This window comes from Paenibacillus sp. FSL W7-1279 (genome assembly GCF_037969845.1).
In the GTDB taxonomy this organism is placed as follows: Bacteria; Bacillota; Bacilli; order Paenibacillales; family Paenibacillaceae; genus Paenibacillus_AQ.
In genome coordinates, this window is record NZ_CP150215.1 from 4,839,307 (window position 1) to 4,865,519 (window position 26,213).

The following is a 26,213-nucleotide window of genomic DNA, read 5'->3' on the forward strand; positions in this document are numbered from 1 at the left end:
CAACGCTTAAGCTATCCTGAACCATACGCATAGCGTATGGTTTTCTTTTTACAAAAAAACACCGCCCGGCTAGGCCGGAGCGGTGTGCTTTGTAAAATACGATGATGGATACCGATAACGGATCATGAATGGGTTTACTTGCCGGTATGACCGAATCCACCTGCACCCCGTACGGTGTCGGACAACTCGTCAACTTCCATGAATTCTACTGCCGGAACGGTTTTGAACACCATCTGGGCAATACGTTCATTGCGCTCAATCGCAAATGGCTCTTGTCCCAAATTCACCAGCAGCACCTTCACTTCCCCGCGATAATCGGCATCAATCGTACCTGGAGAATTCAGGCAGGTAATACCATGCTTGTAAGCCAGTCCGCTGCGCGGGCGGATTTGAGCTTCAAGCTCAGCCGGCATGGCAATCGCAAAACCGGTCGGGATTAATTGGCGTTCGCCTGGATTCAAAACCACCGGCTCCGCAACTGCTGCGTGCAGGTCAAAGCCTGCCGCCAGCTCGGACATTTTCACGGGAAGTTTGACATCTTCATTACCTGGCAATCTATTGATTTGAACGTAGTGCAACAAATTCATTCCTCCTAAGTACATTCAGTGCTTTATCTGAAGTTCCTACCATCGCTAGTGCATATGGAGTCCCAAACATACGGTCAAGAACCGCGTCGACATCCTTCATGTCCACCTGTTCAATCCGCTTAATGATTTCATCCAGACTGAAATGGCGGCCCAGCATCAATTCGTTCTTGCCCAAGCGGTTCATGCGGCTGCTCGTGCTCTCCAAGCTTAGAATGAGACTGCCCTTCAGTTGTTCCTTCCCTTTGCGCAGCTCTTCCTCCGTCATCCCGTTCTGTGCCAGATCATGCAGCATTTCCGTCGTCAGCTGAAGGACTTCCTTTGTCTGCTTGGGCGCTGTACCAGCATAAATGGTGAACATCCCGTTATCTGCGTGTGAACTATGATATGAATATACCGAGTATGCCAGTCCGCGCTTCTCCCGGATTTCCTGAAACAAGCGTGAACTCATGCCGCCGCCAATGGCGTTATTCAACAGGACCATTGCATACTGTAGCTCGTCTCCGATGGAGCAGCCGGGAAACGACATGCAGATATGATTCTGCTCTGTTTTCTTCTTGCGGAACTGAACGCCGTCCAAAAAGGCGGGCACGGCCAGCGGCTCGGAGCTGCCGTGATTGTTAAATCCGCCAAAATGACGTTCCAATATTTCAATCACATCATCATTGATGTTGCCTGCCAGAGCGATTACCGTATTCTCAATGGTATAGTGTTTATCCATGTAAGCTCTAAGCGCTTGTGAATCCATTGATTCAAGCCGTTCCTTCGTACCCAGAATCGGATAAGCCAGCGGGTGATCGCCGTACGCCGATAACGACATCAGGTCATGCACCAGATCATCCGGCGTATCCTCATACATCGCGATCTCTTCCAGAATGACGTTCTTCTCCTTGGCTAACTCGCCCGCATCCAGCTTCGAGTTGAAAAACATGTCGGACAGCACGTCAACCGCAATCGGAAAATGCTCATCCAGCACCTTGGCGTAATAACACGTATATTCCTTAGACGTAAAAGCATTGACGTTACCGCCGATGGCATCAAATTCCTCAGCAATGGCACGGGCGTCAAAACGCTCCGTCCCTTTGAACATCATGTGCTCTATAAAATGCGTAATCCCGTTGATGTCCTCCGATTCATTGCGGGATCCGGTCTTCACCCAAATACCGAATGAAACCGAACGACTTGTCGGGATTTGCTCCATAACCACTCTTAGGCCGTTAGACAATTGTATTTTTTTCACGAGGGCCCCCCTAACTGTTCCATCCAGGCTTACATAAGCTGATTACCAGCCTCATGCCATCCATTCATTCTATCAAACTTTACCATGCGGCTCAACTTCCTTTCGGCATGATTCGCTCAGGAGAAAGCGTCTGGCTAACGGTTCCTATTTCCAGCCCTTTGGCACGTATTCCGTCAATCATTCCCTTTAACGCCTGGGACGAGGAATCGGTGGGGTGCATCAAAATCAGGAAACCCGGCTCCACCTTCGTGGATATCTTCTGAACGACTGCATCCGGCGCAGGATGCTTCCAATCAACCGTATCGAGCGTCCATAGGACCGTCTTCAATCCCCTTGCTTTAGCAATGGATACGGTCTGTTGATTAAAATCGCCGGAAGGCGGAGCAAACCATTTGTTCTCTACGCCCAAACTTTCTTTGAGCAGATCCTGCGTCTTCGCAATTTCCAGCTCCGCCCGATCCCTGCTGAGACGGCTCATGTTCGGATGCGTATAGGCATGATTCTCCACCTCATGACCTCGTTTCAGAATTTCGCCGGCAAGCTCAGGGTTCTTCTTCAACCAGCTCCCATCCAGGAAAAAGGTTGTCTTCACCTTCTCCGCATCCAGCGTGTCCAGCATTGGCACCAGAAATTCATTCCCCCAGGCCACGTTAATCATCAGCGATACCATCGGCTTGTCGGGGTTGCCCCGATAGATTGGTTGATCTCCAAGATCATTCAGCGTTACTTTGGCCGGAATTTGCCGGTACACGTAAGGGATGGCTTCTCCGGCTTTTCGCTTTTTTGACGATGCAGCTTGGTATGTAGCCTCTATATCGATTTCGAGTCCATTATAACCGGGGATCGCTTTCCACACGGAGTCCACCCTGGCATCCACCGGCTCAATTCGCGACTTCGCCGCAGCGGCTTCGATTTGACTCAATAAATCCAGGTCTACCGCCCTCTCTGAACCGCTTGCGAACTGTGCCTCCGGTTTATTATTCTGCAGTCCCGAAACATATCCCCAGGCCCCGCTGAACACAGCAACAGCCGACACCATTGCGGCACCGGTTAGCAGCACGACCATCTTTTTTCCATTCATGGGCATATCCACCCTCCCCTTGAGAAGCTTTGTCCCATTTTATGTAGGTTCAGGAGGAAATATGTGCCGCAAAGTGATGCCCGAATGATTAAAAAAAAGAGCCAGAATAATAGGTTCTGCCTCTTTTCCTTCTATCTATATGCTGTTAAACAAACAAAGCGCGGATTACGATCCGCTCTTGTTTGTTTCCGCAGTCAAAACCGCTTTGCGAGACAGGTTAATCCGTCCCTGCTGGTCGATTTCGGTAACCTTCACGGTAATGACGTCACCGATTGCAACCACGTCCTCTACCTTCGCTACGCGCTCGGTCGAGAGCTGGGAGATATGAACAAGCCCGTCTTTGTTAGGCAGGATTTCAACGAATGCACCGAATTTCTCAATCCGTTTTACAGTACCTGTATAGATTTCGCCAACAGCTACCTCACGCACTATGCCTTCGATAATCGAAAGAGCTTTTTTGTTCATCTCATCGTTGGAAGATGCAATAAACACGCGGCCGTCTTGCTCGATATCGATTTTCACGCCGGTTTCTTCGATGATTTTGTTGATGATCTTGCCGCCGGCACCGATTACATCACGGATTTTGTCCGGATTGATCTGCATCGTAATAATCTTAGGCGCATATTGGGATAACGTTTCTCTTGGCTTTTGAATGGCTTCTGCCATTTTTCCAAGGATATGCATCCGTCCTTCTTTGGCCTGCTGCAGTGCTTCCTGCAAAATCGCGCGGTCGATACCGTCGATCTTGATATCCATCTGAATGGCGGTAACCCCGTCAGGTGTCCCTGCAACCTTGAAGTCCATGTCTCCGAGATGGTCTTCCATCCCTTGAATATCGGTCAAGATGGAAACATGATCTCCGTCTTTAATCAAGCCCATCGCCACGCCGGCTACAGGTGCTTTGATCGGTACCCCTGCATCCATCATAGCAAGCGTGCTCGCACAAATACTCGCTTGGGAAGTCGAACCATTCGATTCAATAACTTCAGACACGAGGCGAATCGTGTACGGGAATTCCACTTCATTCGGAATGACCTTCGACAATGCACGTTCACCGAGTGCGCCGTGACCAATTTCACGACGGCCTGGAGCGCGAAGCGGACGAGCTTCCCCTACGCTGAACGGCGGGAAGTTGTAATGGTGCATGAAACGCTTGGTCTCTTCCAGATCGATTCCATCGAGAATCTGTACATCACCTAGAGCACCTAGTGTACATACGCTTAGAGCCTGGGTTTGTCCACGTGTAAACAGACCGGAACCATGCGTTCTAGGCAGCAAGCTGGTATCGCAATCGATAGGACGGATCTCGGACAGACCACGACCATCCGGACGAACCTTGTCATGCGTGATCAAACGTCGAACTTCTTCCTTCACGATATCGTGAAGCACTTCTTTAACATCCTTCAACAACTCAGGCGTCTCGATATACTTCTCTTCAAATACGGTGTACGCTTCATCATTGATAGCGTCAATCGCATCCTGGCGAGCATGTTTCTCCTCAATGCGAACCGCTTCAACAAGACGAGCTTCGGCGAAATCGCGCACTTCACGATTCACCGTTTCATTTACCGCATGAAGTTTAACCGCCATTTTCTCTTTACCGCAAGCGGCTACGAGTTCTTCGATCTTGGCTACGATTTTCTTGATTTCCTCATGCCCGAACATGATTGCTTCCAGCATGACTTCCTCAGGAACTTCGTTCGCTTCGGCTTCAACCATCATGATCGCATCTTTGGTGCCAGCAACGACCAGATAGATATCACTCGCTTCCTGCTCGGCAATATTCGGGTTCACCACGAATTTGCCGTCAACGCGACCGACCGCTACGCCGCCGATCGGGCCGTTAAAAGGCACATCCGAGATGCTCAAGGCAGCGGAAGTACCGATCATTGCCGCGATTTCCGGCTCGCAATCCTGATCTACGCTCATCACGAGGTTCAGAACCTGTACATCATTACGGAAGCCTTCAGGGAACAACGGACGAATCGGACGGTCTGTCAGACGACTGGCAAGAATCGCTTTCTCGCTTGGTCTGCCTTCCCGTTTGATGAATCCACCCGGAATTTTACCGACGGCGTACAAACGCTCCTCATAGTTGACCGTCAATGGAAAGAAATCCAAATCCTTCGGTTCACTGGAAGCTGTCACTGTACACAGGACTGCCGTTTCGCCGTAACGAACCATCACAGCCGCATTTGCCTGCTTCGCAAGGCGCCCTGTTTCGAACACGAGGGGTCTTCCGCCAAGCTGCATTTCAACACGTGTTTCCATGTAATCCCTCCTCATGGGGATAAATTTTTTTTGAAATCTGCTTCTACCATCAGCATGTCTTTTGCAAAACACTGTCCACATTTCCTAACCAGAGCCATCCAAACGGTCGAAATCGCAAACCTATGTACAGGAACAACCCGAACCGTATAGAACATTCTCCGTATAGATTGCCCCTGGTTATACCATTAAGCGAAATTCAGCGAACAGACCACGCCTACAATCTATAAAGAATCTATATTAAGATAACCCCACAAAGTGGAGTTTAGGCTATGAAGCGTACGCAGTACTTTGTGGGGAAGCTCGAAAACGGTAAATTGTACAATACTTAGAAAAGAGCCCGGCTGTGCCGCTGTCGTTCCAAGAAGGACAGTGGACAACCAGGCTGTTTTCGGCACATCTTATGGATGATTAGCGACGCAATCCAAGCTTCTCGATCAAAGCACTGTAACGTTTAACATCCTTGTTTTTCAAGTATGCAAGCAACTTACGGCGTTGGCCGACCATTTTCAACAATCCACGACGGGAATGATGATCCTTCTTGTGAGTACGCAAGTGGTCAGTCAAGTTCGTAATGTTTTCCGTTAGGATAGCGATTTGCACCTCTGGAGATCCTGTATCGGACTCATGAGTTTTGTGCTCGTCAATCAGTTGTTGTTTACGTTCTTGAGTTAATGCCATCCTGTTCACCTCCCTCATTATAATCGCCATTGGCCCAGGTACCGACGGTGAGATCGAACATCCAAGCCAAGGTTAAATCGCCCTATCTTCAGGCGACCTCTAAGAGTATAGCATACTTTACCTGAAAAAGAAAATCCGTTTGCGAACAATTTGTCCCAAACCGTTTATTCACTGACTTTCAATATTTTGCGGGCCTCGACGGCATCTCGCTGAATCCATTCCACAAGCTCCTGAACCGATTCGAATTTATGCTCCTTGCGGATATATTGAACAATATCCACCGTCATGATCTGGTCATACAGATCCCCTTCAAAATCGAACAGATGGACCTCGAAGATCGGTTCTGTAATCCCTTCGTGGAACGTCGGCTTCACGCCGATGTTCATGACGCCCGGAATCCAGTCGTGATGCTTATCCGTGCGAGCACGGACGGCATAGACGCCTAATGCAGGTGCCACGAACGGATCGGTTAATTCCAAGTTGGCAGTAGGAAAACCGATCTTTCTTCCCCGCTTCTCCCCATGAATAACCGTGCCGCGGATATGGTAATTCCGTCCGAGCCAGCGGTTTGCATCCGACAGCTGTCCTGTTTTCAAGGCAATCCGTATGGATGAACTTCCCACCTTCTCGCCATCGACCAGGAACGGCGGAACCGTAACGACAGACATCCTGCCTTCGCCGAGTTCCTGAAGCTTGACCGCGTCACCGGCGCCCTTATGGCCGAATCGGAAATCAAATCCGACAACCGCCGTTTGCAGATTCAAGGGAAACAGCATTTCTTCAACAAACGTTTCCGGACTCACCTGGGAGAACTCCTTATTGAACTCGACAACGTACAAAATATCGATCCCCATTGCCTCAAGCAGCTGCTGCTTGTCAGGCTGAGGTGTCAGATATCCCTCATAGCTCCCTTTACCAATGACGTCTTTCGGATGAGGATAAAAGGTAATGAGTGCAGCCGGCACTCCATTCTCCCGCGCAATATTAACAGCCGTCGAAAGCACGCTGGCATGTCCCAGATGAAGACCGTCGAACTGGCCGATTGCAGCTACCTTCGGCTCGGCAGCTTCTCGTACAATATCAGAAGATACAGGATAGGATAAAGAAACAACCCTCATGCTTACTCACCTCCACTCACTAAATCCAGTCGTGCTTAGGAAAATACTTTCACAGGAACGATAGCCCCTGTCTCCTCTTGCCGCTTATAGATTCCCAGAAAGTTTTCCTTTATATCATACAAACGAATAGGCTCCGAGCTGTCAACCGGCGGCTCCACCGCTCTTGAGGACAAGCGCTGTCCTTGCAGGGCAGCATCGGTTTTCTCTTCAGAAACCGTATGCTTCGGCAGATAATCAATCGCTTGATCCACGGGAATGAGCCGGGTGTGCAGCGTATCATCCTTCATGAACTGCTCAATTTGCTCCAGGGTTAAGCACTGCTCCTCCGTGATTCCCGCTGATACTGTGCGTACCAGCTTAACCATGACAGATGGCACGCCGAGCTTCTTCCCGATATCCACGCAAAGGGTGCGGATGTATGTACCTTTGGAGCATAATACGCGGAAAGAAATTTCCGTATAATCCCCTTCAGCATCAAAATCCGTCATTTCGATTTCATGAATCGTTACCGTCCGGCTCTTGCGTTCCACCGTCTTCCCTTCTCTGGCAAGCTCGTATAATCGTTTACCATTGATTTTGACAGCGGAAAACATGGGCGGGATCTGCGAGATCTGGCCTGTAAAAGATTGCAGCGCTTCAAGCGCTTCCTCCCTTGTCACATGGACATCATCTGCCGTCTCCACTACATTCCCGGTAATATCTTCGGTATCCGTCGAATATCCGAGGCGGAGAACCGCATGATATTCTTTAGGCAGTTCCTGCAGGTATTCCACAACTCGTGTGGCTCTCCCCAAGCATAACGGAAGCACACCCGTTACTTCGGGGTCCAGCGTGCCCGTATGTCCGATTCGCTTCAAACGAACCATTCCCCGAACTTTCGCGACCACATCGTGGGATGTCCAGCCTGCCGGCTTGTGAACGGCCAAGATGCCTTCTAATTGTGTCATAGCTTTAATCTCACCTGCTCTATTACTCTAGGAATGATGTCATGAAGCGAGCCTTCAATGCTGCAACCGGCTGCCCGCACATGGCCGCCTCCGCCAAATATTTGGGCTAATGCCGCCACATCCACTTTTCCGGCTGAACGTAAACTCGCCTTGACCATTCCGGACTTCAGCGATTTGAACAGAATGCCGACTTCAACTCCCTGAATGTTGCGGGGGTAATTGACAATTCCCTCCAGATCCTCGCTAACGGCGCCGCATAATTCCATAAACTCAGGCGTTACGTATACCCAGGCTATTTTGCCGTCATCCGACAGACTTAACGTGTTTAACGCCTGAACCAGCACCTTCATCTGTGGAAGCGTCATTTCCTCCAGTAACGTTTCCGCAATCTCGGGACCGTTGACGCCATAGGACAACAGATCCGAAGCAATACTCATGACCTTGGGCGATGTATTCGAATAGCGAAAACCGCCGGTATCGGTTAACAATCCCGTATATATCGCTGTTGCAATATCGGCATCCCAGTTCACTTCAAACAAATTCAGCAAATCATAAAGGATTTCAGCGGTTGCTGCCGCGTCCGGCACGACCAGGTTGACGGCTCCATAACGATCGTTTGTTGGATGATGGTCAATATTAACGATGCTTGCATGATCGGCAAATACTTGTTTCGTATAGCCTACTCTAGCAAAATCCGCACAATCCACACAAATGACGTGTGAGAACGTTCTTCCAGGATGCTGTTCTGACAGATTGAGAATGTCTTCTGCATGCCACAACATTTTCATGCGTTTTGGAATGGGCCCCTCATTGATCATCGTGAATTTCTTGCCCAGACATGAGAGAAGCCAGCCCACCGCTAGGGTGGAACTGACTGCATCTCCATCGGGCTGAACATGCGACACAACCAAATAATCATCGTGCTCCAGCAGGAATGACTTCACCTGCTGCAGCTCTTGTTCATAGGTCTGCATTCGCCCTCTCCTTTATAAAAACGAACTACTCTATTTCTCTTCGCGATCCACGATTTCGGTCAACAGCTTCTCAATATGGCTGCCGTACGCAATGGAATCATCGAATTTGAAGATCAGCTCCGGCACATGCCGGAGTCGAATCCGCTTGCCCAGCTCGGAGCGGAGAAAGCCGCTTGCCTTCTCCAACCCTTTTAAAGAAGCTGCCTTCTGCTCGTCGTCGCCGAGCACGCTCAGGTATACCTTCGCTTGAGACAGGTCGTTTGTAACATCAACACCGGTCACTGTAATGAAACCGATTCTTGGGTCTTTCATCTCCGTTTGGATCAGTTGGCTGAGCTCTTTTTTAATCTGCTCGCCTACGCGCCCAGTTCTGATTTTTGCCATGGTCTGATCACCTCATTCGTTAGCGCTCTACCGTCTCCATGATGAAGGCTTCGATTACGTCTCCTTCTTTGACGTCGCTATAGCTTGCCAAGGTAATACCGCACTCATAACCCTGTGCCACTTCTTTAGCGTCATCTTTAAAGCGCTTGAGGGAATCGATCTTGCCTTCATGAACGACAATGCCGTCACGGATCAAGCGAACTTCTGCGTTACGCGCAATTTTACCGGATGTCACCATACATCCTGCAATCGTACCCACTTTGCTCACTTTAAAGGTGTTGCGGACTTCCGCATGACCGATCACGGTTTCTTTGTACTCCGGATCGAGCATCCCCTTCATAGCTTGCTCAATTTCCTCGATTACATTATATATTACACGGTGCAGACGAATATCAACCTTTTCCTGCTCGGCGGTTTGCTTCGCTTGAACGTCCGGACGAACGTTAAAGCCGATAACAATCGCGTTGGAAGCAGCGGCCAAAATAATATCGGATTCCGTGATTGCCCCGGCACCGCTGTGGATAATTTTGACGCGAACGCCTTCCACCTCGATTTTGTTCAAGGAACCTTTCAGCGCCTCAACAGAACCTTGTACGTCACCTTTGATAATCACGTTAAGATCTTTGATCTCACCGTCTTTAATGTGTTGGAACAGATCATCCAGCGTCACGCGGGTATTCGTGTTCAACTCGGATTGACGATGGGTAATCGCACGCTTATCAGCGATATTACGCGCTTTACGCTCATCTTCAAACACCATAAACGGATCGCCGGCGCCTGGAACTTCAGTCAAACCGGTAATTTCAACCGGCGTTGAAGGACCCGCTTCTTTTAATCGACGTCCTTTATCGTTCACCATTGCACGAATACGACCAAAGCAGTTGCCCGCTACGAAGGCGTCGCCCACTTTCAATGTACCATGCTGAACGAGAATGCGTGCTACCGGACCTCTGCCTTTATCGAGCTCAGCCTCAATAACAGTACCGCGTGCGCGTTTGTCAGGGTTTGCTTTATATTCATTCACTTCTGCTACCAGAAGAATCATTTCAAGCAAGTCTTCCAGACCCATCCGCTGTTTCGCCGAAACGTTAACGAAGATGGTGTCTCCGCCCCACTCTTCAGGCACTAACTCGTATTCCGTCAATTCTTGTTTGACTTTATCCGGGTTAGCATCAGGTTTATCGATTTTGTTTACGGCAACGATGATCGGCAAGCCTGCAGCTTTCGCATGGTTAATCGCTTCGACCGTCTGTGGCATCACGCCGTCGTCAGCCGCAACCACGATGATCGTCATATCCGTTACTTGCGCACCACGGGCACGCATAGCCGTAAACGCTTCGTGGCCTGGTGTATCCAGGAACGTAATCTTCTTGTTATTGATCTCGACTTGATAAGCACCGATATGCTGCGTAATACCGCCAGCCTCTCCACTCGATACATTCGTGGAACGGATCGCATCAAGCAGCGTCGTTTTACCGTGGTCGACGTGACCCATGATGGTAACGACCGGTGGACGCTCTTTCAGTTCTTCCGGAGCATCGTTTTCTTCAACGGTCTCAAAACGATCTTCCTCAACCGGAATTTTCACTTCGACTTCTACACCGAATTCGCCAGCGAGCAATAGAATCGTATCGATATCCAGCTCCTGGTTGATGGTGGCCATCACGCCGAGGAAAATCAGCTTCTTGATGACTTCGGAAGCGTCCTTGTGAAGCAGCTTCGCCGTTTCACCGACGGTCATGTTGCCACGGACGATAATTTTCTTCGGCGTGTTGTCGATTTTCTCACGAGGCGGCTGCTGATTATGTTGATTCCGGCCACGGTTGTTCTTTCCACCGCGATTGTTGCCACGGAATCCACCTTGACGGTTGTTGTCATCAAAACGCTTGGAGTCTGAACGATTGTTATTGTTGTTTCTGGAACCGCGGTTCTGGCTGTTACTGTTGTTGTTAGAGCTTGTGAATCCGCCTCCGGTTCCACCCGGCTTGCTCTGTGGACGTGCTCCGCCTTGGTTGTTGCTGCCCTGCGGACGCGATCCACCTTGATTACTGCCTTGCGGACGTGCGCCGCCTTGACCTCCGCCCTGAGGACGTGATCCGGTCTGCGTGCTGCCGCCTGGTCTGGATGCTTGGCTACGATTGTTCTGCTGACTTCCTTGTGCGGAGCCAGACTGATTTCTTCGGGTATCCTGTCCTCCTTGGGGACGCTGGGAACCTGAAGCATTCTGAGTGTTTTGATTCGTTCTACTATTCATACCTACCTGCTTTTCCTGTTGTTTTTTGGGCTGGCTTTGACCTTGTTGTCCTGTTGCTCTCTGTCCTGAATTACGCATACCGTCCTGCCCATTACGGTTGCCTTCTGCACTTCCGCTAGCGGAAGTGCCTTCTGTTCTTGCATTGGATACAGTTGCAGCCGCATTGGCTCCGGAAACCGCCGGTTTACGATTCTCGGTTCGGGAAGCGTCGCCACTATCCCGCTTGGCTGCTGCATTCGATTTGATATCTTTAAAGAACTGCTCGACCTTGGACACCGTATCGTTTTCCATTACGCTCATATGGTTATTGACCGGAACGTTCAAACGTTTAAGGATCGTGATGATTTCTTTACTGCTCATGTTCAACGATTTAGCATATTCGTATACTCGAAGTTTATTGTCTTTGTTTTCCTGTTTACTCAATATACTCCACCTCCGACATTGTCTCCAGTTTCTTGGAGATCATTTCTGCGAATCCTTGATCCGTAACTGCCAGCACAACCCGCTCGGGTTTACCTACACTTGTGCCCAGACTTTCCCGGTCAAATCCGATTACCAGAGGGATATTGTAAGAACCGCATTTATCGCGGATCTTCTTTGTTGTATTCACTGAGGCGTCACCCGCCAGAATAACCAATTTTGCTTCAGAAGACCGGATGGCTTTGAGCACGATCTCATCCCCGGTAACCACCTTACCTGCCCTCATGGCCAGGCCGAGCTGAGAAAGCGCCCTATTCATCATCGGCAGCACTCTCTTTTGCAGCCAGGAATTCATCTTCCACCTTGATGAAATCCTGTGCCAACTGTTCATAGATCTCTGGCTTCACATGTTGTTTCAACGCGCGATCCAGTGCTTTATTTTTGTGCGCCAGCTTGAAGCAGGAAACTTTGCCGCATAAATACGCTCCCCGTCCCGACTTTTTGCCGGTGAGATCGATCAGGACAGCATCCTCGGGAGTCCTAACAATCCGGATAAGCTCTTTCTTCGGCATCATTTCCTGACACGCTACACATTTACGCAGCGGTATCTTTCTCTGTTTCAAGACGACAACCCCCTGTCATTTGGAATTAATCGACAGAGACAGAATCCTGGTGCATTTCACCTGATTGGGACTTCGGTCTGCCAAATTCCTGCTCCGCCTGACTTTCGCTCTTAATATCAATCTTCCAGCCTGTCAGCTTCGCCGCGAGACGAGCATTCTGGCCTTTGATCCCAATCGCAAGCGAGAGTTGATAATCCGGAACAATTACACGCGCCATCTTCTCATCTTCAAACACTTGAACTTCAAGTACTTTGGATGGGCTTAGCGCATTGGCCACGTATTCTTCAACCTGTTCGGAATAACGCACGATGTCAATCTTTTCGCCGCGAAGCTCATTGACAATCGTCTGTACGCGCATACCTTTAGGTCCTACGCAAGAGCCAACCGGATCGACTTCATCGTTACGGGAAAATACCGCAATTTTGGAGCGGAATCCAGCTTCGCGCGCAACCGAGCGAATTTCAACAACGCCGTCAAAGATTTCCGGCACTTCAAGCTCGAACAGGCGCTTCAAGAGGCCCGGATGCGTACGGGACAGCATAATCTGCGGCCCTTTGGTGGTATTCTCAACCTTGGTAATGTACGCTTTGATCCGGTCGCCATGCTTGAACTTCTCGTTAGGCATAAGCTCGGTAAGCGGCAGAGCCGCTTCGATCTTGCCAAGGTCGATATAGATGTTACGTAAATCTTGACGCTGCAGCGTACCCGTTACGATATCATCTTCCTTGTCAATAAAAGCGCTGTAGATCAGGCCGCGTTCGGCTTCTCTAATGCGCTGGGTAACAACTTGCTTTGCCGTTTGAGCTGCAATCCGTCCAAAATCACGTGGCGTAACCTCGATTTCCGCTATATCTTCAATCTGAAAATGCGGATTGATTTCCCGGGCTGCATGCAGCGAAATTTCAGTCCGCGGATCCAGCACCTCTTCCACAATCAGCTTCCGCGCGAACACCTTGATAACACCCGTATTGCGATTCATGTCTACCCGTACATTTTGCGCCGTGTTGAAATTGCGCTTGTAACTCGAGATCAGTGCCGCTTCAATGGCTTCAAACAGCACATCCTTACTGATGCCCTTTTCTCTTTCCAACTCATTCATCGCTTCAATAAAATCCATACTCATTGAAAATCGGTTCCCCCTTTCAAAACTTCCGTTTAAAAAATGATGGCCAATCTGGCACTGGCTACTTTTGCATATGGAATCACGTACTGTTTCTTGACGGTTTGAATGACTAGCTCCTCGTTATCAAAGGATTCCAGCTTGCCTTCAAACTCTTTCAACCCGTTAATCGGCTCGTATACCGTTACAAACACGTCCTTGCCGACTGACTTCGCAACATCCTCTTTTTTCTTCAGGGGACGTTCCGCGCCAGGAGAAGAGACTTCAAGAAAATAAGCTGTCGGGATCGGATCGTTCTCGTCCAGCTTCTGGCTCAGGTATTCACTGATTAAACCGCAATCGTCAATGTCAATGCCGCCGTCTTTATCAACAAACACGCGCAAGAACCAGTTGCTTCCTTCCTTCACGTATTCCACATCTACCAGTTCAAAGCCGTGTTCGTCCAAATACGGCTGCACCATTTCTTCCACAGTCGTTTTAATCTTTGATGTGCTCAAAGAACATAACCTCCAAGTTGATTTCCTATATACCAAAGAGTAAAGAGTGGGTTGCCCCACTCTTTACACAACGGTTTTATCTCCATGATTACCAAAAAAATTATAACATAGTCTGGTAATAGTGACAAGTATGACTCCTTGACTGTCAAGGCGTCACGGCCATGAAAGAATGACAAGAATCAGAACAATGACAACTGGTTGCTCTCCGGCAGACCGCGGAAGCATCCCATTTGGGTTAACAGCTCCACGGCGGTTTTGCTTGCCTTCGATTTTTGCTGGAAATCCTCGATGGAGAGGAATTCTCCAAATTCACGCGCGGCAGCAATGTTGCGGGCGGCGTTATCGCCGATTCCCGCAAGCGCAGAGAACGGCGGTATGAGCGAGTTTCCATCCACCTTAAATCGGAGCGCATCCGATTCATACAGATCGATGTTCTTGAACGTGAAGCCCCTCGCTGTCATTTCCAGCGCCATCTCCAAAATCGGCAGCATACCCTTTTCTTTCGGGCTTGCTCCGAAGCCGAGCTGCTCAATCTCTTCAATCCGGCGATAAATCGCCTCATAACCCTGACAGCATAGTTCGATATCGAAATCCTCGGCACGCACCGAGAAATACGTTGCATAATATTCGATCGGATAATAAAGCTTGAAGTAAGCCGTCCGCACCGCTGAGATAACATACGCGGCGGCGTGGGCTTTCGGGAACATGTACTGGATTTTGAGACAGGAATCAATGTACCACTGCGGCACTTTGCATTTCTTCATCTCGTCAATCCATTCCTGTGACAATCCCCGGCCTTTACGTACGCTTTCCGTAATTTTAAACGCGAGGCTCGCGTCCATTCCAGCCTTATAAATCAGGAACAACATGATATCATCGCGGCAACCAATAACGGTTTTGATGTTGCATGTACCATTCTTGATAAGCTCTTGCGCGTTGCCGAGCCAAACGCCGGTTCCGTGTGACAGACCCGAGATTTGCAACAAGTCGGCAAAACTCGACGGCTGCGATTCCACCAGCATCTGACGTACGAATTTGGTACCCATCTCCGGCACGCCGAAGGTGGCCACCGGCGAGCGTATTTGCTCCGGCCTGACGCCAAGCGCTTCCGTCGAGTTAAACATGCTCATTACTTTCGGATCGTTCATCGGTATGGTCGTTGGATCCACGCCGGTCAAATCCTGGAGCATCCTCATCATCGTCGGATCATCATGTCCGAGAATATCCAGCTTGAGCAGATTCGCTTCAAAGGCGTGATAATCAAAATGCGTCGTTTTCCACTCTGCATTGACATCGTCCGCGGGGAATTGCACCGGCGTAATCTCTTCCACTTCGATGTAATCCGGCACAACGACAATACCGCCGGGATGCTGGCCTGTGCTCCGCTTGACGCCGGTACAGCCTGATGCCAGCCGGTTCAATTCCGCGCCCCGCCAGCGCTTGTTGTTGTGTTCCTCATATTTTTTGGCAAAGCCAAACGCCGTCTTCTCTGCCACGGTGCCGATGGTACCGGCACGGAATACGTTCTCCTCGCCAAACATCTCTTTGGTGAAATTATGGGCATGCGGCTGATATTCACCGGAGAAGTTCAAGTCAATATCGGGAACCTTATCCCCTTTAAAACCCAGGAAGGTTTCGAATGGTATATCCTGTCCCTCGCCTTTCATCATGTTTCCGCATTCCGGACAAGCTTTGTCCGGCAAGTCAAATCCACTCGGCACGCTGCCGTCCAGGAACCATTCGCTGTGTTTGCAGTCGCCGTTCAAGCAAATGTAATGGGCGGGAAGCGGGTTAACCTCGGATATGCCGAGGAATGTGGCAACGACGGATGAACCTACGGAACCCCGTGAACCAACCAAATAGCCGTCCCGGTTCGATTTCTTAACCAGTTTCTCGGAAATCAAATAGTTCGCTGAGAAACCGTATTTAATGATCGGCTCAAGCTCTTTCTCCAACCGGGCCACTACGACTTCCGGCAAGTTCTCGCCATAAATGGACTTGGCCGTGTCGTAGCAGGTGTTGCGGATTTCCTCATCCGCGCCATCCAGAATCGGCGTAAACAGCTTGTCCGGGAACAATTCCAACTCTTCAAAGCGGTCGGCCAGCTCGCTAGTGTTCGTTACAACAACTTCATAACATTTACTCTGTCCCAAAAACTCGAATTCTTCGAGCATTTCTTCGGTAGTCCGAAAATGCGCGTCAGGCTTGCGCATATCCTTGAGCGGGCTGAAACCGGTAATTCCATGGATGGTAATGTCCCGGAACAGCTTATCCCGCGGTTCAAGATAGTGCACGTTTCCTGTGGCGATGACCGGCTTGTTCAGTTTTTCGCCGATGCGCACGACTTTGGAAATTGCGGTTTTGATCTCTTCGGGACTGCCTACCAAGCCTTTGTCCACCAAATGCATATACATCGTCAACGGCTGAATCTCCAAAACATCGTAGAAGTCCGCAATCTCTTCGGCTTCCTCCTCCGTTTTGTTCAGCACCGTTTCGAAGAACTCCCCTTTTTCGCAGCCGGAAAGCACCAGTAACCCATCTCGCATCTCTTGAAGCTTGGATTTAGGAATACACGGCACTCGCTTGAAATATTCGGTATGCGACATGGAGATCAGCTTGTACAGGTTTTTCTTGCCCGTCATATTCAAAGCATAAATACCGCAGTGGAAAGGACGGGTATTGGACAGATCCGTACCGACATAATCATTGAGGCGGTCCAGCATCTTAACGCCTTTGGTTTTGTCCACATCGCTAAGGAGCCCGTTCAGGATTCCTGCCAGCGCAATCGTATCGTCAATCGCTCGGTGATGGCTTTCGAGCAGTACCTTATACTTGTCAGCCAACGTGTTAAGACGATGATTCTTAAGTCCTGGATGTACCAGACGTGCCAGCTCCAGCGTATCCAGGTAGGGATTGTCGAGCGTATCCATCCCGGCATTTTTGAGCGCTGCCTGAATGAATCCCATGTCAAATCGAGCGTTGTGAGCCACAAGCACGGCATCCCCGACGAATTCAACAAACTCTTTCAATACCGGCTCCAGTTCAGGAGCATCCTTAACCATATCATCATTGATATTGGTCAATTGCTGAATATGGTATGGAATACGCTCATGCGGGTTGACAAAAGTGGCGTATCGGCCAATTTCCTTGCCCTCGTTCATCTTAACTGCGGCCAGCTCGATAATCTTGTTCGCGGTGATGGACAAACCTGTGGTTTCAATATCGAACACCACGTAAGTCGCGCTGCTCAGTTCAATCGGCTGTGCCTGTTCCACGATATTGACGGCATCATTCACAACGTTGGCCTCGACGCCGTACAACATTTTAATCCCGTGTTTCTTTGCGTTCTTGGCTGCTTCAGGGTAACATTGCACCCCGCCATGATCACTAACGGCAATCGCTTTATGGCCCCAGGCAGCCGCGGTCTTGATGTATCGGTCGATCGGCGTGACTGCGTCCATCGTGCTCATCGTTGTATGCAGATGGAATTCTACCCGTTTCTCGGCTGCATTATCCTTACGAGATGGCGGTGCCGGCACTTCATTAAGATCGGACGGAATCATCACCAGCTCCGGCACCTGCATAAACCGATCATATTCCACGCGCCCGCGTGCCTTCACCCATTTGCCGTTCTCAAGCAGGCTCAGGACCTTCAAGTCCTCCTTGGTCTTACCAAACATTTTCATTTGCAAGGAATCGCTGAAATCCGTCAGATAGAACGTGAATAACGTACTTCCGTTACGAAGCTCCTTACGATCCAATCCGAAGATGGTTCCCTGAATCGTAATTTTCTTCTCTTCGTCTTGGATCTCCTGAAGCGGAACCGGCGGTTCCTTGATATCATACCCAACCTGCAGCCGAACCGCGCCCTCTTCCTCATCCTCGGCATCCAGCTCAGCTTCCATGCTGCTCATGATCTGCTCGATGACCTCGCGTTCTTCTTCCCGCTTCCTCTGCTCGAACTCCTCGTAAGCCGCCTGACCATTATCGCCGACCTGCATTTTCACGCGCAGCGTCAGATCGAAATATTGCCCGAAAAAGCGGGTAATGGCGGAATCGATCTGTTTCTTGCGGGCAAGCTCCAGCGACATGCCATCCGACATGGAGAGAAGGACTTGCCCATCTTCCACCTCGTATTTAGCCCTTGTCATCCATCCATTAACCGAAGGGATCTCACGATGTGCCCATTCTAGAAACAAACCCCAGTATTCTTGCACGATATCTGCTTCGGGAACGCTGCTTCCATATCGGAACACAAATTTGATCTTCGCGATATGCCCCATCTTCTCCTGAATTCTCAGACAAAATGTGCGATAGACCTCAGCTGGAACCAAGGTCTCCTTCAGGACGGTTATTCTCCAGTCCTTGCTGGCCTTGCTTGTCTCTACCTGCTCGATCACACCATCCAAAAAATAGGGTTCCACCAGATTGGCCGGAACTTCTCCCTGCTTGATCAGCAGTTCAAATCGCTTCCTTTTATCTTCTGTTGTGCCCATGGTTCCCTCCCCCTGCATTACATAAAGCTATAAGAAAAACTTCTATCGACGTACGTCCACAGAAATCAAACCGCGTTAAAGCGGATGTGAGAAATAGAATAAAGCTTCCGTCGGCAGCACCCATTCGTCCTGCCCCAATAAGTAAGAGCGTCCGCCATACTGCCATCCGGAAGCTTACTCCAGATGATGAATCCCGGTTCTTGACGAAGGATTCCTCCCTCACCCAAACTTGCCGGACATTCATATTATCGATTTACTAGTACGCTCTCGCGAACAGCACGGTATGTTTCGCATCTTCACCACATACGAGACACTTGGTTTTCTTCTCGGCCGGTTCGAACGGAATGTTTCTGCTCGTAGCACCGGTTTCTTGCTTGACGGTATCTTCGCAAGCTTCCGAACCGCACCATCCAGCCAAGGTAAACCCGCGTTTTTCCTCCATGCTGTCCTTCATTTCATCCAGTGTCTCCACCGAATAGAAATGATCCTCACGGAACTGCTTCGCGCGCTCGAACATTTCCTGGTGCACCTGCTCCAGCATATTCTGTACTTCCTGGGTCAGATTCGCTTGCTCTACGATTTTCTTCTCGCCTGTAATACGGGAGACAAGCACGCACACACCATTCTCCATGTCACGCGGTCCGATCTCCAGACGCACCGGTACTCCGCGCATTTCATACTCATTGAATTTCCAGCCTGGACGCACATCCGGATTGTCGTCAACGCGTACGCGGATGCCTGCGGATTTCAGTTCACGGAACAGTTCGTCCGTACGGCCCACAACCGCGTCTCTCGTCTTCGGCGGACCAATTGGAATCATGATCACTTGCGTTGGCGCGACTTTAGGAGGAAGCACCAATCCGCGGTCATCCCCATGGACCATAATCAACGAACCAATGAGACGTGTGCTGACGCCCCAGGATGTCGTGTGAGCATATTCCAGCGTATTTTCACGATTCAAATATTGGATGTCAAAAGCTTGCGAGAAGTTGGTCCCCATATAATGCGAAGTACCAGCCTGTACAGCGCGTCCGTCTTTCATCATGGCTTCGATCGAGAACGTATCCACGGCGCCAGCGAATTTCTCCGAAGGTGTCTTCTGCCCTTTGATTACCGGAATCGCGAGGTAGTCCTCTACGAATTGCTGATAGATATCCAGCATTTGCATGGTTTCCCCTCTAGCCTCAACTTCCGTTTCGTGCGCGGTATGGCCTTCTTGCCATAGAAACTCACTCGTGCGAAGGAACGGCAGCGTGCGTTTTTCCCAGCGGACCACGTTAGCCCACTGGTTAATCAGCACAGGGAGATCACGATAGGATTGAATCCATTTGGAATACATGTGCCCGAACATCGTTTCGGAAGTCGGACGGATCGCCAGACGTTCCTCCAGCTTCTCTCCAGCTGCTTCCGTGACCCATGGCAGCTCGGGATTAAATCCTTCGACATGCTCCTTCTCCTTTTGGAAAAAGCTCTCGGGAATGAACAGCGGGAAATACGCATTCCGATGGCCCGTTGCCTTAAAGCGTCGATCCAACTCTTCCTGGATATGCTCCCAAATTTCATAACCGTCCGGTTTGAAGACGATGCAGCCTCTGACTGGAGAGTAATCCATCAGGTCCGCTTTTTTGATGACATCGATATACCAGCGCGAGAAATCTTCCGCTTGCGGCGTAATCTCTGTCACGAATTGTTTATCCTTCGATTCCTTAGACATATAAATCGTGTGCCTCCCATTAATAAAACGCATGGTCTAAACCCTGTTTAACGGCTTGACTGGCGTTATTGGCGATATGTGTGAACGAGCTGCGGCTGTATAGCCCGCCCTGTATTTATAGCAACTCCATTTGCTAGATATCGTTAGACATGAACATCTGCTAACAATAGAAAAGGTACGGCTTTTTCGTTGCGGCTGGCGCACCGAGCCGTACCCTAGGTTTTTATCCGTTGATCAAACGCAAAATATCGTTATAGGTTACGGCTATCATTAACAGGAACAGCATCGCAAACCCGACAAAATGAACCATGCCTTCTCTGTTCGGGTCAACTGGCTTGCCCCTTAAAGCTTCGATCCCTAAGAATACAAGCCGGCTTCCATCGAGTGCCGGAATCGGCAGCAGATTGAATATGCCCAGATACAAGCTTAGAATGGCCGCCCAATAGGTCAGCTGTTCGATACCCTGCTTGGCGATTTGCCCCGTCACTTCGAACGTCCGTACAGGACCGCCAAGATCATCCATGGAGAACTTCTGAATCAACTGTCTGAAGCCCTGGAAGATAATATTCGTTGTATCTACCATTGCGGTTCCGGACCCGGTAATTGTCTCCCCAATCCCTGCGGATCGGGTAGGAAGCTCAGGAACAATCCCGACCTTGCCGCCTTCCTGTCCCTCCATCGTCCGCGGAGTTAAGGTCAGATCAAATGATTCCTCACCCCGGCGCACAGTCCATTCCATCGGCTTGTCCTTGGACGCCGCAATCAATTCGATCATCTTCTGATAATCGGCACCAATGGCGGTTCCGTTAATGCTCTCGATGATGTCTCCCTCTTTCAGATCGGCTTCATCTGCAGGCATGCCTTTAGTAATCTCGCCAATCTGCACATAGGTTGGATTCTCAACCGGTATGCCGGCCATTTGAATGTGAAGGGCAAACAGCACGAAGGCCAGTATGAAGTTCATGACAGGACCGGCAAAAATCGCAAGCGCTCTTTGGCCAACGGTTTTGCTGCCGAATTGACGGTCTCTCGGTGCGATCTGCGTCTCGACACCTTTGGCTACCGTCAAGGCTTGCGGATGGATTTCAAATTGCTGGAACTCACCATCCACATCAAGCCTAACCGACAAACGATCCACCATATCCATAAACTGGACTTCGCCGCGAATGACATTTTTACGGTTGTCGAGTTGATCCAGATAAATCTTTTTCACTTGATTCTCTGCATTCAATCGAACCGCAATCGTCTGACCGGGCTGAATCTCGACAAGTTCCGGATCTTCCCCGGCCATGCGGGCATATCCGCCGAATGGAAGAAGACGTAGCGTAAACTGCGTTTCATGGCGTTTATATGAGAACAGCTTTGGACCAAATCCAATCGCGAACTCGCGTACCAAGATTCCGGCACGCCGGGCAAAATAATAGTGACCCCATTCGTGCACGGTAACGATCACAAAAAACATGAGCACCGTTAAAAAAACGACCCGAACCATTTCCAATTCTTTACATCCCCCTTTTCCTCTGAGAACGCAGTATGTCCCTATAGATTATCATTATTCTCCTGTCGTCCACAAGAGAATCACAAGCTGTCCGCTTTTTTTCAAGGGAGATTTCAAAAACACTTCAAATCCTATAGTCGGGAAGCTAATTCACGTGAGATCCGATCGCTCTCTTCAATCGTTTCCAGTGCCGGTTCCGGCGCAACATGATGGCTTTGCAGCACTTCCTCAATGATCTCTTCAATTCGCAGAAAAGAGATTTCGCCGCGGAGAAACCGGGCGACCGCAATTTCATTAGCTGCGTTGAATACCGTTGGCGCTGTCCCACCCATTTTACCACATTCATAAGCAAGCCTTAAACAAGGAAAACGTTCAAGGTCCATCTCCCGGAAATGCAGCTTGCCCGCTTCCGCTAAAGATAGCCTTGGTGCAGGGGAAGTCCACCGTTCCGGATAGGTCAGCGCATATTGAATCGGAACGCGCATATCCGGGTTGCCGAGCTGGGCAATGATACTCGAATCACGGAATTCCACAAAAGAGTGAATGATGCTTTCCGGGTGAAGCAGTACAGAAATGTTGTCGTAAGGAATACCATACAACCAATGGGCCTCGATCACCTCAAGCCCTTTATTGACCATGGTGGCCGAATCAATCGTGATCTTGGCACCCATGGACCAGTTCGGATGTTTAAGCGCATCCTCCACCGTAACGTTGACCAGCTGTTCCCGGGTGTAATCCCGGAATGAGCCTCCGGAAGCCGTCAGCGTGATCCGTTCAATATCTTCATGCCGCTCTCCATTCAGGCATTGGAATATGGCGGAATGCTCGCTATCGATCGGCAAGAGTTTTACCCCTTTGGCAGCCGCCCGGGCCGTAACCAGATGACCTGCCGTTACCAACGTCTCCTTATTGGCGAGCCCAATGGTCTTCCCCCCATCAATCGCTGCAAGTGTAGAGGACAGACCCAAACTTCCAACGACCGCTGTAACCACCATTTCCGCATCTGTCGCTGCCGCAATCTCGATCAAGCCTTCATGACCATGGAACACTTCGGTTCCGGCAGGAAGATCATGCCTTATGCTGTCAGCAAGCTCTCTTGTAGCAACGGACACTTTGCGAGGAGAAAACTCCTTGACCTGCTGAAGCAGCAGGTCCTTATTACTCCCTGCAGCGAGGCCCTCAATCTGAAAATGTTCCCGGTGTTTCCTTACAACATCCAAAGTCTGGGTACCTATGGAGCCAGTGGAGCCGAGTACGCTGATCTTCTTCATGCAACATCTTTCCTTTCATCAGTAAGGCAGGAGACTCAATATATGTACAAACGGAAATACGACGATCCAACTGTCACATCGATCCAGTATCCCTCCATGACCCGGCAGCAGTTTGCCCGAATCCTTGATGTCATACACCCGTTTATAGGCGGATTGCACCAAATCCCCGAGTTGACCGATAACAGCGCATGAAAGTCCGATCAGAATCGCTTGTCCAGCCGTCAGGAATCCATCTGAGAAGAATGAAAAGAGCAGAGATGTGAACACGGCGATGACCACACCGCCGAGCGCACCCTCAACCGTTTTGTTCGGACTTATGGAAGGCCACAGTTTATGGCGCCCCATGGCGCGTCCGACAAAATACGCTCCCGCATCACTTGCCCAGATCGAGGCCAGAAGCAGAAAAGTCCAGAATACGCCATGGCCGTCAGGAGCATGTCGTGATTCGGCAATAAAGGAAAATCCGATTCCGATATACGCTGATGCCATAAACAATAAGGAAACCCGTTTGATATCAATTACATTCTTCGTCGTCACGGTCGCCAGTAAAAATAAAAGCAGCAGGAGCCAAAGTACATGTTCCCACGGGATCTGAATATTCAAATCAAGCGGACCCCATGGAAATACAAGCAACAGCACCCCCGCATATCCAATCCACGCCGTTCCCCCGAACGGTGCCGTATTGGTCATGCGCACAAACTCATAATAACCGATTAGCGCCATCGCCAGAATCAGAAGATGGTACCACAGACCGCCTATGAAACATAATCCTAAAAAGACCGCTCCCGCTATAATTCCGGTAATCAATCGCTGTTTCAAAACGTTCCATCCTCCATCGGCTACGAAAGTCCACCGTAGCGCCTTGTTCTTTGTTGATAATCGGCTACGGCCTCCACCAAATGGTCTTTGGTAAATTCCGGCCAATAGGCATCCGTAAACCATAGCTCACTGTACGCGAGCTGCCACAGCATAAAATTACTTAGCCGCAGCTCGCCGCTTGTGCGGATCAGTAAATCCGGATCCGGCAATTCGCCTGTGAGGAGCCGCTGGCCAATCAGTTCCTCTGTAATATCCTCAGGACGAAGAATCCCGTCGCGAACTTCTCGTCCGAGCGCCTTGACACTTTCGGTGATCTCTTTCCGGCTACCGTAATTGAGCGCAAAGTTAAGCACAAGTCCGTCATTGCCGGCTGTCTTCGCAACTGCTTCTTCCATCGCAGACACGGTATGGGACGGAAGGTCTTCCGGATGTCCCATCATGCGGACCTGGACATTTTTTTCGATCAGCTCTTCCAGCTCAATAGCCAGGAACTCTTGCGGAAGCTTCATCAGAAAATCGACCTCATCCTTCGGACGCGTCCAATTTTCTGTCGAAAAAGCGTACATCGTCAATATTTTGATTCCCAAATCATCGGCGGCAATGGCCGCTCTTTTGACAGCCTTCATGCCATTCTGATGTCCAACGATTCGCGGCATACCGCGCCGTTTTGCCCAGCGTCCATTACCATCCATGATGATGGCGACATGATGTGGGATGTTGTCCGGAGAGAGCTGATGCGTCTGCTGACTGTCCTCCTGATTCAACCACGATCGAACCCGTTTGATCATTCCATTTCCTCCAGGCATCTTTCTGCAAAAAAAGAGACAAACCCCACCATTGACAGGAGGGGCCACAAGTCTCTTATACTTCCATGATCTCTTTTTCTTTAGCAACGAGGACTTTGTCGACTTCTGCGATAAATTTATCCGTCGCTTTTTGGATATCTTCCTGATGTCTCCGGGACTCGTCCTCGGAAATATCTGTTTTCTCCAATTTTTTGATGTCGTCGTTGGCATCACGGCGAATGTTGCGGATGGCCACTTTCGCTTCCTCGCCGAATTTCTTCGTCATTTTCACCAGTTCGGTTCTGCGTTCTTCCGTCAGTGCAGGTACGACGAGACGAATTTGATTACCATCATTCGCCGGCGTCAATCCGATATCCGATTTCATGATCGCTTTCTCGATATCGGCCAAGGACGACTTGTCCCAAGGCTGGATCATGAGCGTTCTTGAATCCGGCGTGCTGATGTTAGCCAGCTGATTCAGCGGGGTTGGTGCTCCGTAGTATTCAACCGTGATCCGGTCGAGCAGTGCTGGCGCTGCCCGTCCTGCGCGCAGCGTTGCCAGGTCACGCTTCAAAGACAAGATCGCTTTTTCCATGCGTTCTTCTGCATTCTTTTTCACCGATTGCGGCATTAATCTACACTCCCTTTGACGATCGTTCCGATTTTCTCGCCCAGAACGACGCGCTTGATATTACCTTGCTCCGTAATAGCGAAGACGATGAGCGGGATGTTGTTGTCCATACATAACGATGAAGCTGTAGAGTCCATTACCCCAAGGTTTTTGTTCAATACGTCTAGATACGTAAGCTGCTCGTACTTCTCGGCAGTTTCATCCTTAAATGGATCAGCGGAGTACACTCCGTCCACCTTGTTCTTCGCCATGAGAATCACTTCTGCTTCGATTTCCGCTGCGCGAAGCGCTGCAGTCGTATCGGTGGAGAAGTATGGGTTACCCGTTCCTGCCGCAAAAATAACGACACGACCTTTTTCCAAATGCCGAATGGCTCTGCGGCGAATATACGGCTCCGCAATTTGCTGCATTGAGATAGAGGTTTGCACCCGAGTCGGCACATCGATCTGCTCCAAAGCATCCTGAAGAGCCAAAGAGTTCATCACCGTAGCCAGCATTCCCATATAATCTGCTGTCGCACGGTCGATTCCGTTCGCGCTGCCGGCGATACCGCGCCAGATGTTTCCGCCGCCGCACACGATGGCAACCTCCACACCAAGCTCAACCACCTCGCGAACCTGCTCAGCGATCGATGAGATCGTCTCAGCATCAATACCATATCCATTCTGCCCTGAAAGGGATTCCCCACTGACTTTCAATATCACTCGTTTATATACTGGCTGTTCCAAATGATAACCCTCCACTTTAAGACGGCGCCTAAGTATACGACGCCCGTTTGAAAAACGACAGACAGACACACCGGCACTGC

22 protein-coding genes are annotated in these 26,213 nt (G+C 49.9%); all 22 read right to left on the reverse strand.

The window, feature by feature from the left end:
• Window positions 1-134: 134 nt before the first annotated feature.
• The 22 genes from dut to pyrH all read right to left on the reverse strand — a co-directional run bounded on the left by dut (window position 135) and on the right by pyrH (window position 26,133).
• The gene (gene dut, locus MKY82_RS21545; RefSeq protein WP_181469793.1) at window positions 135-581 is read right to left on the reverse strand and encodes a dUTP diphosphatase; all 447 of its coding nucleotides are present in this window, start codon (window positions 579-581) and stop codon (window positions 135-137) included.
• Entirely contained in the window at window positions 556-1,824 is a 1,269-nt protein-coding gene (locus MKY82_RS21550) for a pitrilysin family protein (protein ID WP_339218308.1), read from the reverse strand. The genes dut and MKY82_RS21550 overlap by 26 nt, the downstream gene beginning before the upstream one ends.
• 91 nt (window positions 1,825-1,915) lie before the next feature.
• Window positions 1,916-2,911: a polysaccharide deacetylase family protein gene (locus MKY82_RS21555; RefSeq protein ID WP_339218309.1), complete on the reverse strand. Its 996-nt coding sequence runs from the start codon at window positions 2,909-2,911 to the stop codon at window positions 1,916-1,918.
• Between the two features lie 159 nt (window positions 2,912-3,070).
• Window positions 3,071-5,176, reverse strand: a complete 2,106-nt coding sequence (gene pnp, locus MKY82_RS21560) for a polyribonucleotide nucleotidyltransferase (RefSeq protein ID WP_113058664.1) — start codon at window positions 5,174-5,176, stop codon at window positions 3,071-3,073.
• A gap of 408 nt (window positions 5,177-5,584) precedes the next feature.
• The gene (rpsO, locus tag MKY82_RS21565; RefSeq protein WP_006211281.1) at window positions 5,585-5,854 is read right to left on the reverse strand and encodes a 30S ribosomal protein S15; all 270 of its coding nucleotides are present in this window, start codon (window positions 5,852-5,854) and stop codon (window positions 5,585-5,587) included.
• A 164-nt stretch (window positions 5,855-6,018) separates the two neighbouring features.
• Window positions 6,019-6,972, reverse strand: a complete 954-nt coding sequence (locus tag MKY82_RS21570) for a bifunctional riboflavin kinase/FAD synthetase (RefSeq protein ID WP_071220124.1) — start codon at window positions 6,970-6,972, stop codon at window positions 6,019-6,021.
• A gap of 35 nt (window positions 6,973-7,007) precedes the next feature.
• Complete coding sequence (gene truB / locus MKY82_RS21575) at window positions 7,008-7,919, reverse strand: tRNA pseudouridine(55) synthase TruB (RefSeq protein ID WP_220684616.1); 912 nt, start codon at window positions 7,917-7,919, stop codon at window positions 7,008-7,010.
• Entirely contained in the window at window positions 7,916-8,893 is a 978-nt protein-coding gene (locus MKY82_RS21580) for a bifunctional oligoribonuclease/PAP phosphatase NrnA (RefSeq protein WP_194543548.1), read from the reverse strand. Before MKY82_RS21580 ends, truB begins: the two co-directional genes overlap by 4 nt.
• A gap of 30 nt (window positions 8,894-8,923) precedes the next feature.
• Window positions 8,924-9,277 (reverse strand): 30S ribosome-binding factor RbfA, encoded by a 354-nt coding sequence (gene rbfA, locus MKY82_RS21585; RefSeq protein WP_071220121.1) that lies wholly within the window; start codon window positions 9,275-9,277, stop codon window positions 8,924-8,926.
• 19 nt (window positions 9,278-9,296) lie between these two features.
• Complete coding sequence (infB, locus tag MKY82_RS21590) at window positions 9,297-11,954, reverse strand: translation initiation factor IF-2 (protein ID WP_339294314.1); 2,658 nt, start codon at window positions 11,952-11,954, stop codon at window positions 9,297-9,299.
• Complete coding sequence (locus MKY82_RS21595) at window positions 11,947-12,270, reverse strand: YlxQ family RNA-binding protein (protein ID WP_181469797.1); 324 nt, start codon at window positions 12,268-12,270, stop codon at window positions 11,947-11,949. Before MKY82_RS21595 ends, infB begins: the two co-directional genes overlap by 8 nt.
• On the reverse strand, window positions 12,263-12,574 hold the full coding sequence (locus MKY82_RS21600; RefSeq protein ID WP_053492673.1) for a YlxR family protein: 312 nt from the start codon (window positions 12,572-12,574) through the stop codon (window positions 12,263-12,265). Before MKY82_RS21600 ends, MKY82_RS21595 begins: the two co-directional genes overlap by 8 nt.
• Before the next feature lie 25 nt (window positions 12,575-12,599).
• Complete coding sequence (nusA, locus tag MKY82_RS21605; RefSeq protein WP_194543550.1) at window positions 12,600-13,697, reverse strand: transcription termination factor NusA; 1,098 nt, start codon at window positions 13,695-13,697, stop codon at window positions 12,600-12,602.
• 32 nt (window positions 13,698-13,729) lie between these two features.
• Window positions 13,730-14,191 carry a ribosome maturation factor RimP gene (rimP, locus tag MKY82_RS21610; protein ID WP_194543551.1) on the reverse strand — a complete coding sequence of 154 codons (462 nt, stop codon included), beginning with the start codon at window positions 14,189-14,191 and terminating at the stop codon, window positions 13,730-13,732.
• 179 nt (window positions 14,192-14,370) lie between these two features.
• Window positions 14,371-18,687 (reverse strand): PolC-type DNA polymerase III, encoded by a 4,317-nt coding sequence (locus tag MKY82_RS21615; protein WP_339218312.1) that lies wholly within the window; start codon window positions 18,685-18,687, stop codon window positions 14,371-14,373.
• A 256-nt stretch (window positions 18,688-18,943) separates the two neighbouring features.
• Window positions 18,944-20,401: a proline--tRNA ligase gene (proS, locus tag MKY82_RS21620; RefSeq protein ID WP_071220115.1), complete on the reverse strand. Its 1,458-nt coding sequence runs from the start codon at window positions 20,399-20,401 to the stop codon at window positions 18,944-18,946.
• A 223-nt stretch (window positions 20,402-20,624) separates the two neighbouring features.
• Window positions 20,625-21,899 carry an RIP metalloprotease RseP gene (gene rseP, locus MKY82_RS21625; RefSeq protein ID WP_194543553.1) on the reverse strand — a complete coding sequence of 425 codons (1,275 nt, stop codon included), beginning with the start codon at window positions 21,897-21,899 and terminating at the stop codon, window positions 20,625-20,627.
• Between the two features lie 131 nt (window positions 21,900-22,030).
• Window positions 22,031-23,170, reverse strand: a complete 1,140-nt coding sequence (locus MKY82_RS21630; RefSeq protein ID WP_339218315.1) for a 1-deoxy-D-xylulose-5-phosphate reductoisomerase — start codon at window positions 23,168-23,170, stop codon at window positions 22,031-22,033.
• 18 nt (window positions 23,171-23,188) lie between these two features.
• On the reverse strand, window positions 23,189-23,989 hold the full coding sequence (locus MKY82_RS21635) for a phosphatidate cytidylyltransferase (protein WP_071220112.1): 801 nt from the start codon (window positions 23,987-23,989) through the stop codon (window positions 23,189-23,191).
• A gap of 20 nt (window positions 23,990-24,009) precedes the next feature.
• A complete protein-coding gene (locus MKY82_RS21640) occupies window positions 24,010-24,777 on the reverse strand; it encodes an isoprenyl transferase (RefSeq protein ID WP_071220111.1) in 768 nt (255 codons plus the stop codon).
• 73 nt (window positions 24,778-24,850) lie between these two features.
• Window positions 24,851-25,405, reverse strand: coding sequence for a ribosome recycling factor (gene frr / locus MKY82_RS21645; RefSeq protein ID WP_006211296.1), 555 nt, complete (start codon window positions 25,403-25,405; stop codon window positions 24,851-24,853).
• Window positions 25,405-26,133 (reverse strand): UMP kinase, encoded by a 729-nt coding sequence (pyrH, locus tag MKY82_RS21650; RefSeq protein ID WP_006211297.1) that lies wholly within the window; start codon window positions 26,131-26,133, stop codon window positions 25,405-25,407. Before pyrH ends, frr begins: the two co-directional genes overlap by 1 nt.
• Between the last annotated feature and the right edge of the window lie 80 nt (window positions 26,134-26,213).

What these genes read in the sequence shown, in the direction of transcription:
- MKY82_RS21555 (WP_339218309.1), bottom strand. Translation starts at nt 2,911, where the DNA reads ATGCCCATGAATGGAAAAAAGATGGTCGTGCTGCTAACCGGTGCCGCA.
- proS (WP_071220115.1), bottom strand. Translation starts at nt 20,401, where the DNA reads ATGTCTAAGGAATCGAAGGATAAACAATTCGTGACAGAGATTACGCCG.
- rbfA (WP_071220121.1), bottom strand. Translation starts at nt 9,277, where the DNA reads ATGGCAAAAATCAGAACTGGGCGCGTAGGCGAGCAGATTAAAAAAGAG.
- MKY82_RS21630 (WP_339218315.1), bottom strand. Translation starts at nt 23,170, where the DNA reads ATGAAGAAGATCAGCGTACTCGGCTCCACTGGCTCCATAGGTACCCAG.
- rpsO (WP_006211281.1), bottom strand. Translation starts at nt 5,854, where the DNA reads ATGGCATTAACTCAAGAACGTAAACAACAACTGATTGACGAGCACAAA.
- pnp (WP_113058664.1), bottom strand. Translation starts at nt 5,176, where the DNA reads ATGGAAACACGTGTTGAAATGCAGCTTGGCGGAAGACCCCTCGTGTTC.
- MKY82_RS21570 (WP_071220124.1), bottom strand. Translation starts at nt 6,972, where the DNA reads ATGAGGGTTGTTTCTTTATCCTATCCTGTATCTTCTGATATTGTACGA.
- MKY82_RS21640 (WP_071220111.1), bottom strand. Translation starts at nt 24,777, where the DNA reads ATGATCAAACGGGTTCGATCGTGGTTGAATCAGGAGGACAGTCAGCAG.
- frr (WP_006211296.1), bottom strand. Translation starts at nt 25,405, where the DNA reads ATGCCGCAATCGGTGAAAAAGAATGCAGAAGAACGCATGGAAAAAGCG.
- truB (WP_220684616.1), bottom strand. Translation starts at nt 7,919, where the DNA reads ATGACACAATTAGAAGGCATCTTGGCCGTTCACAAGCCGGCAGGCTGG.
- MKY82_RS21615 (WP_339218312.1), bottom strand. Translation starts at nt 18,687, where the DNA reads ATGGGCACAACAGAAGATAAAAGGAAGCGATTTGAACTGCTGATCAAG.
- nusA (WP_194543550.1), bottom strand. Translation starts at nt 13,697, where the DNA reads ATGAGTATGGATTTTATTGAAGCGATGAATGAGTTGGAAAGAGAAAAG.
- MKY82_RS21580 (WP_194543548.1), bottom strand. Translation starts at nt 8,893, where the DNA reads ATGCAGACCTATGAACAAGAGCTGCAGCAGGTGAAGTCATTCCTGCTG.
- MKY82_RS21595 (WP_181469797.1), bottom strand. Translation starts at nt 12,270, where the DNA reads ATGAATAGGGCGCTTTCTCAGCTCGGCCTGGCCATGAGGGCAGGTAAG.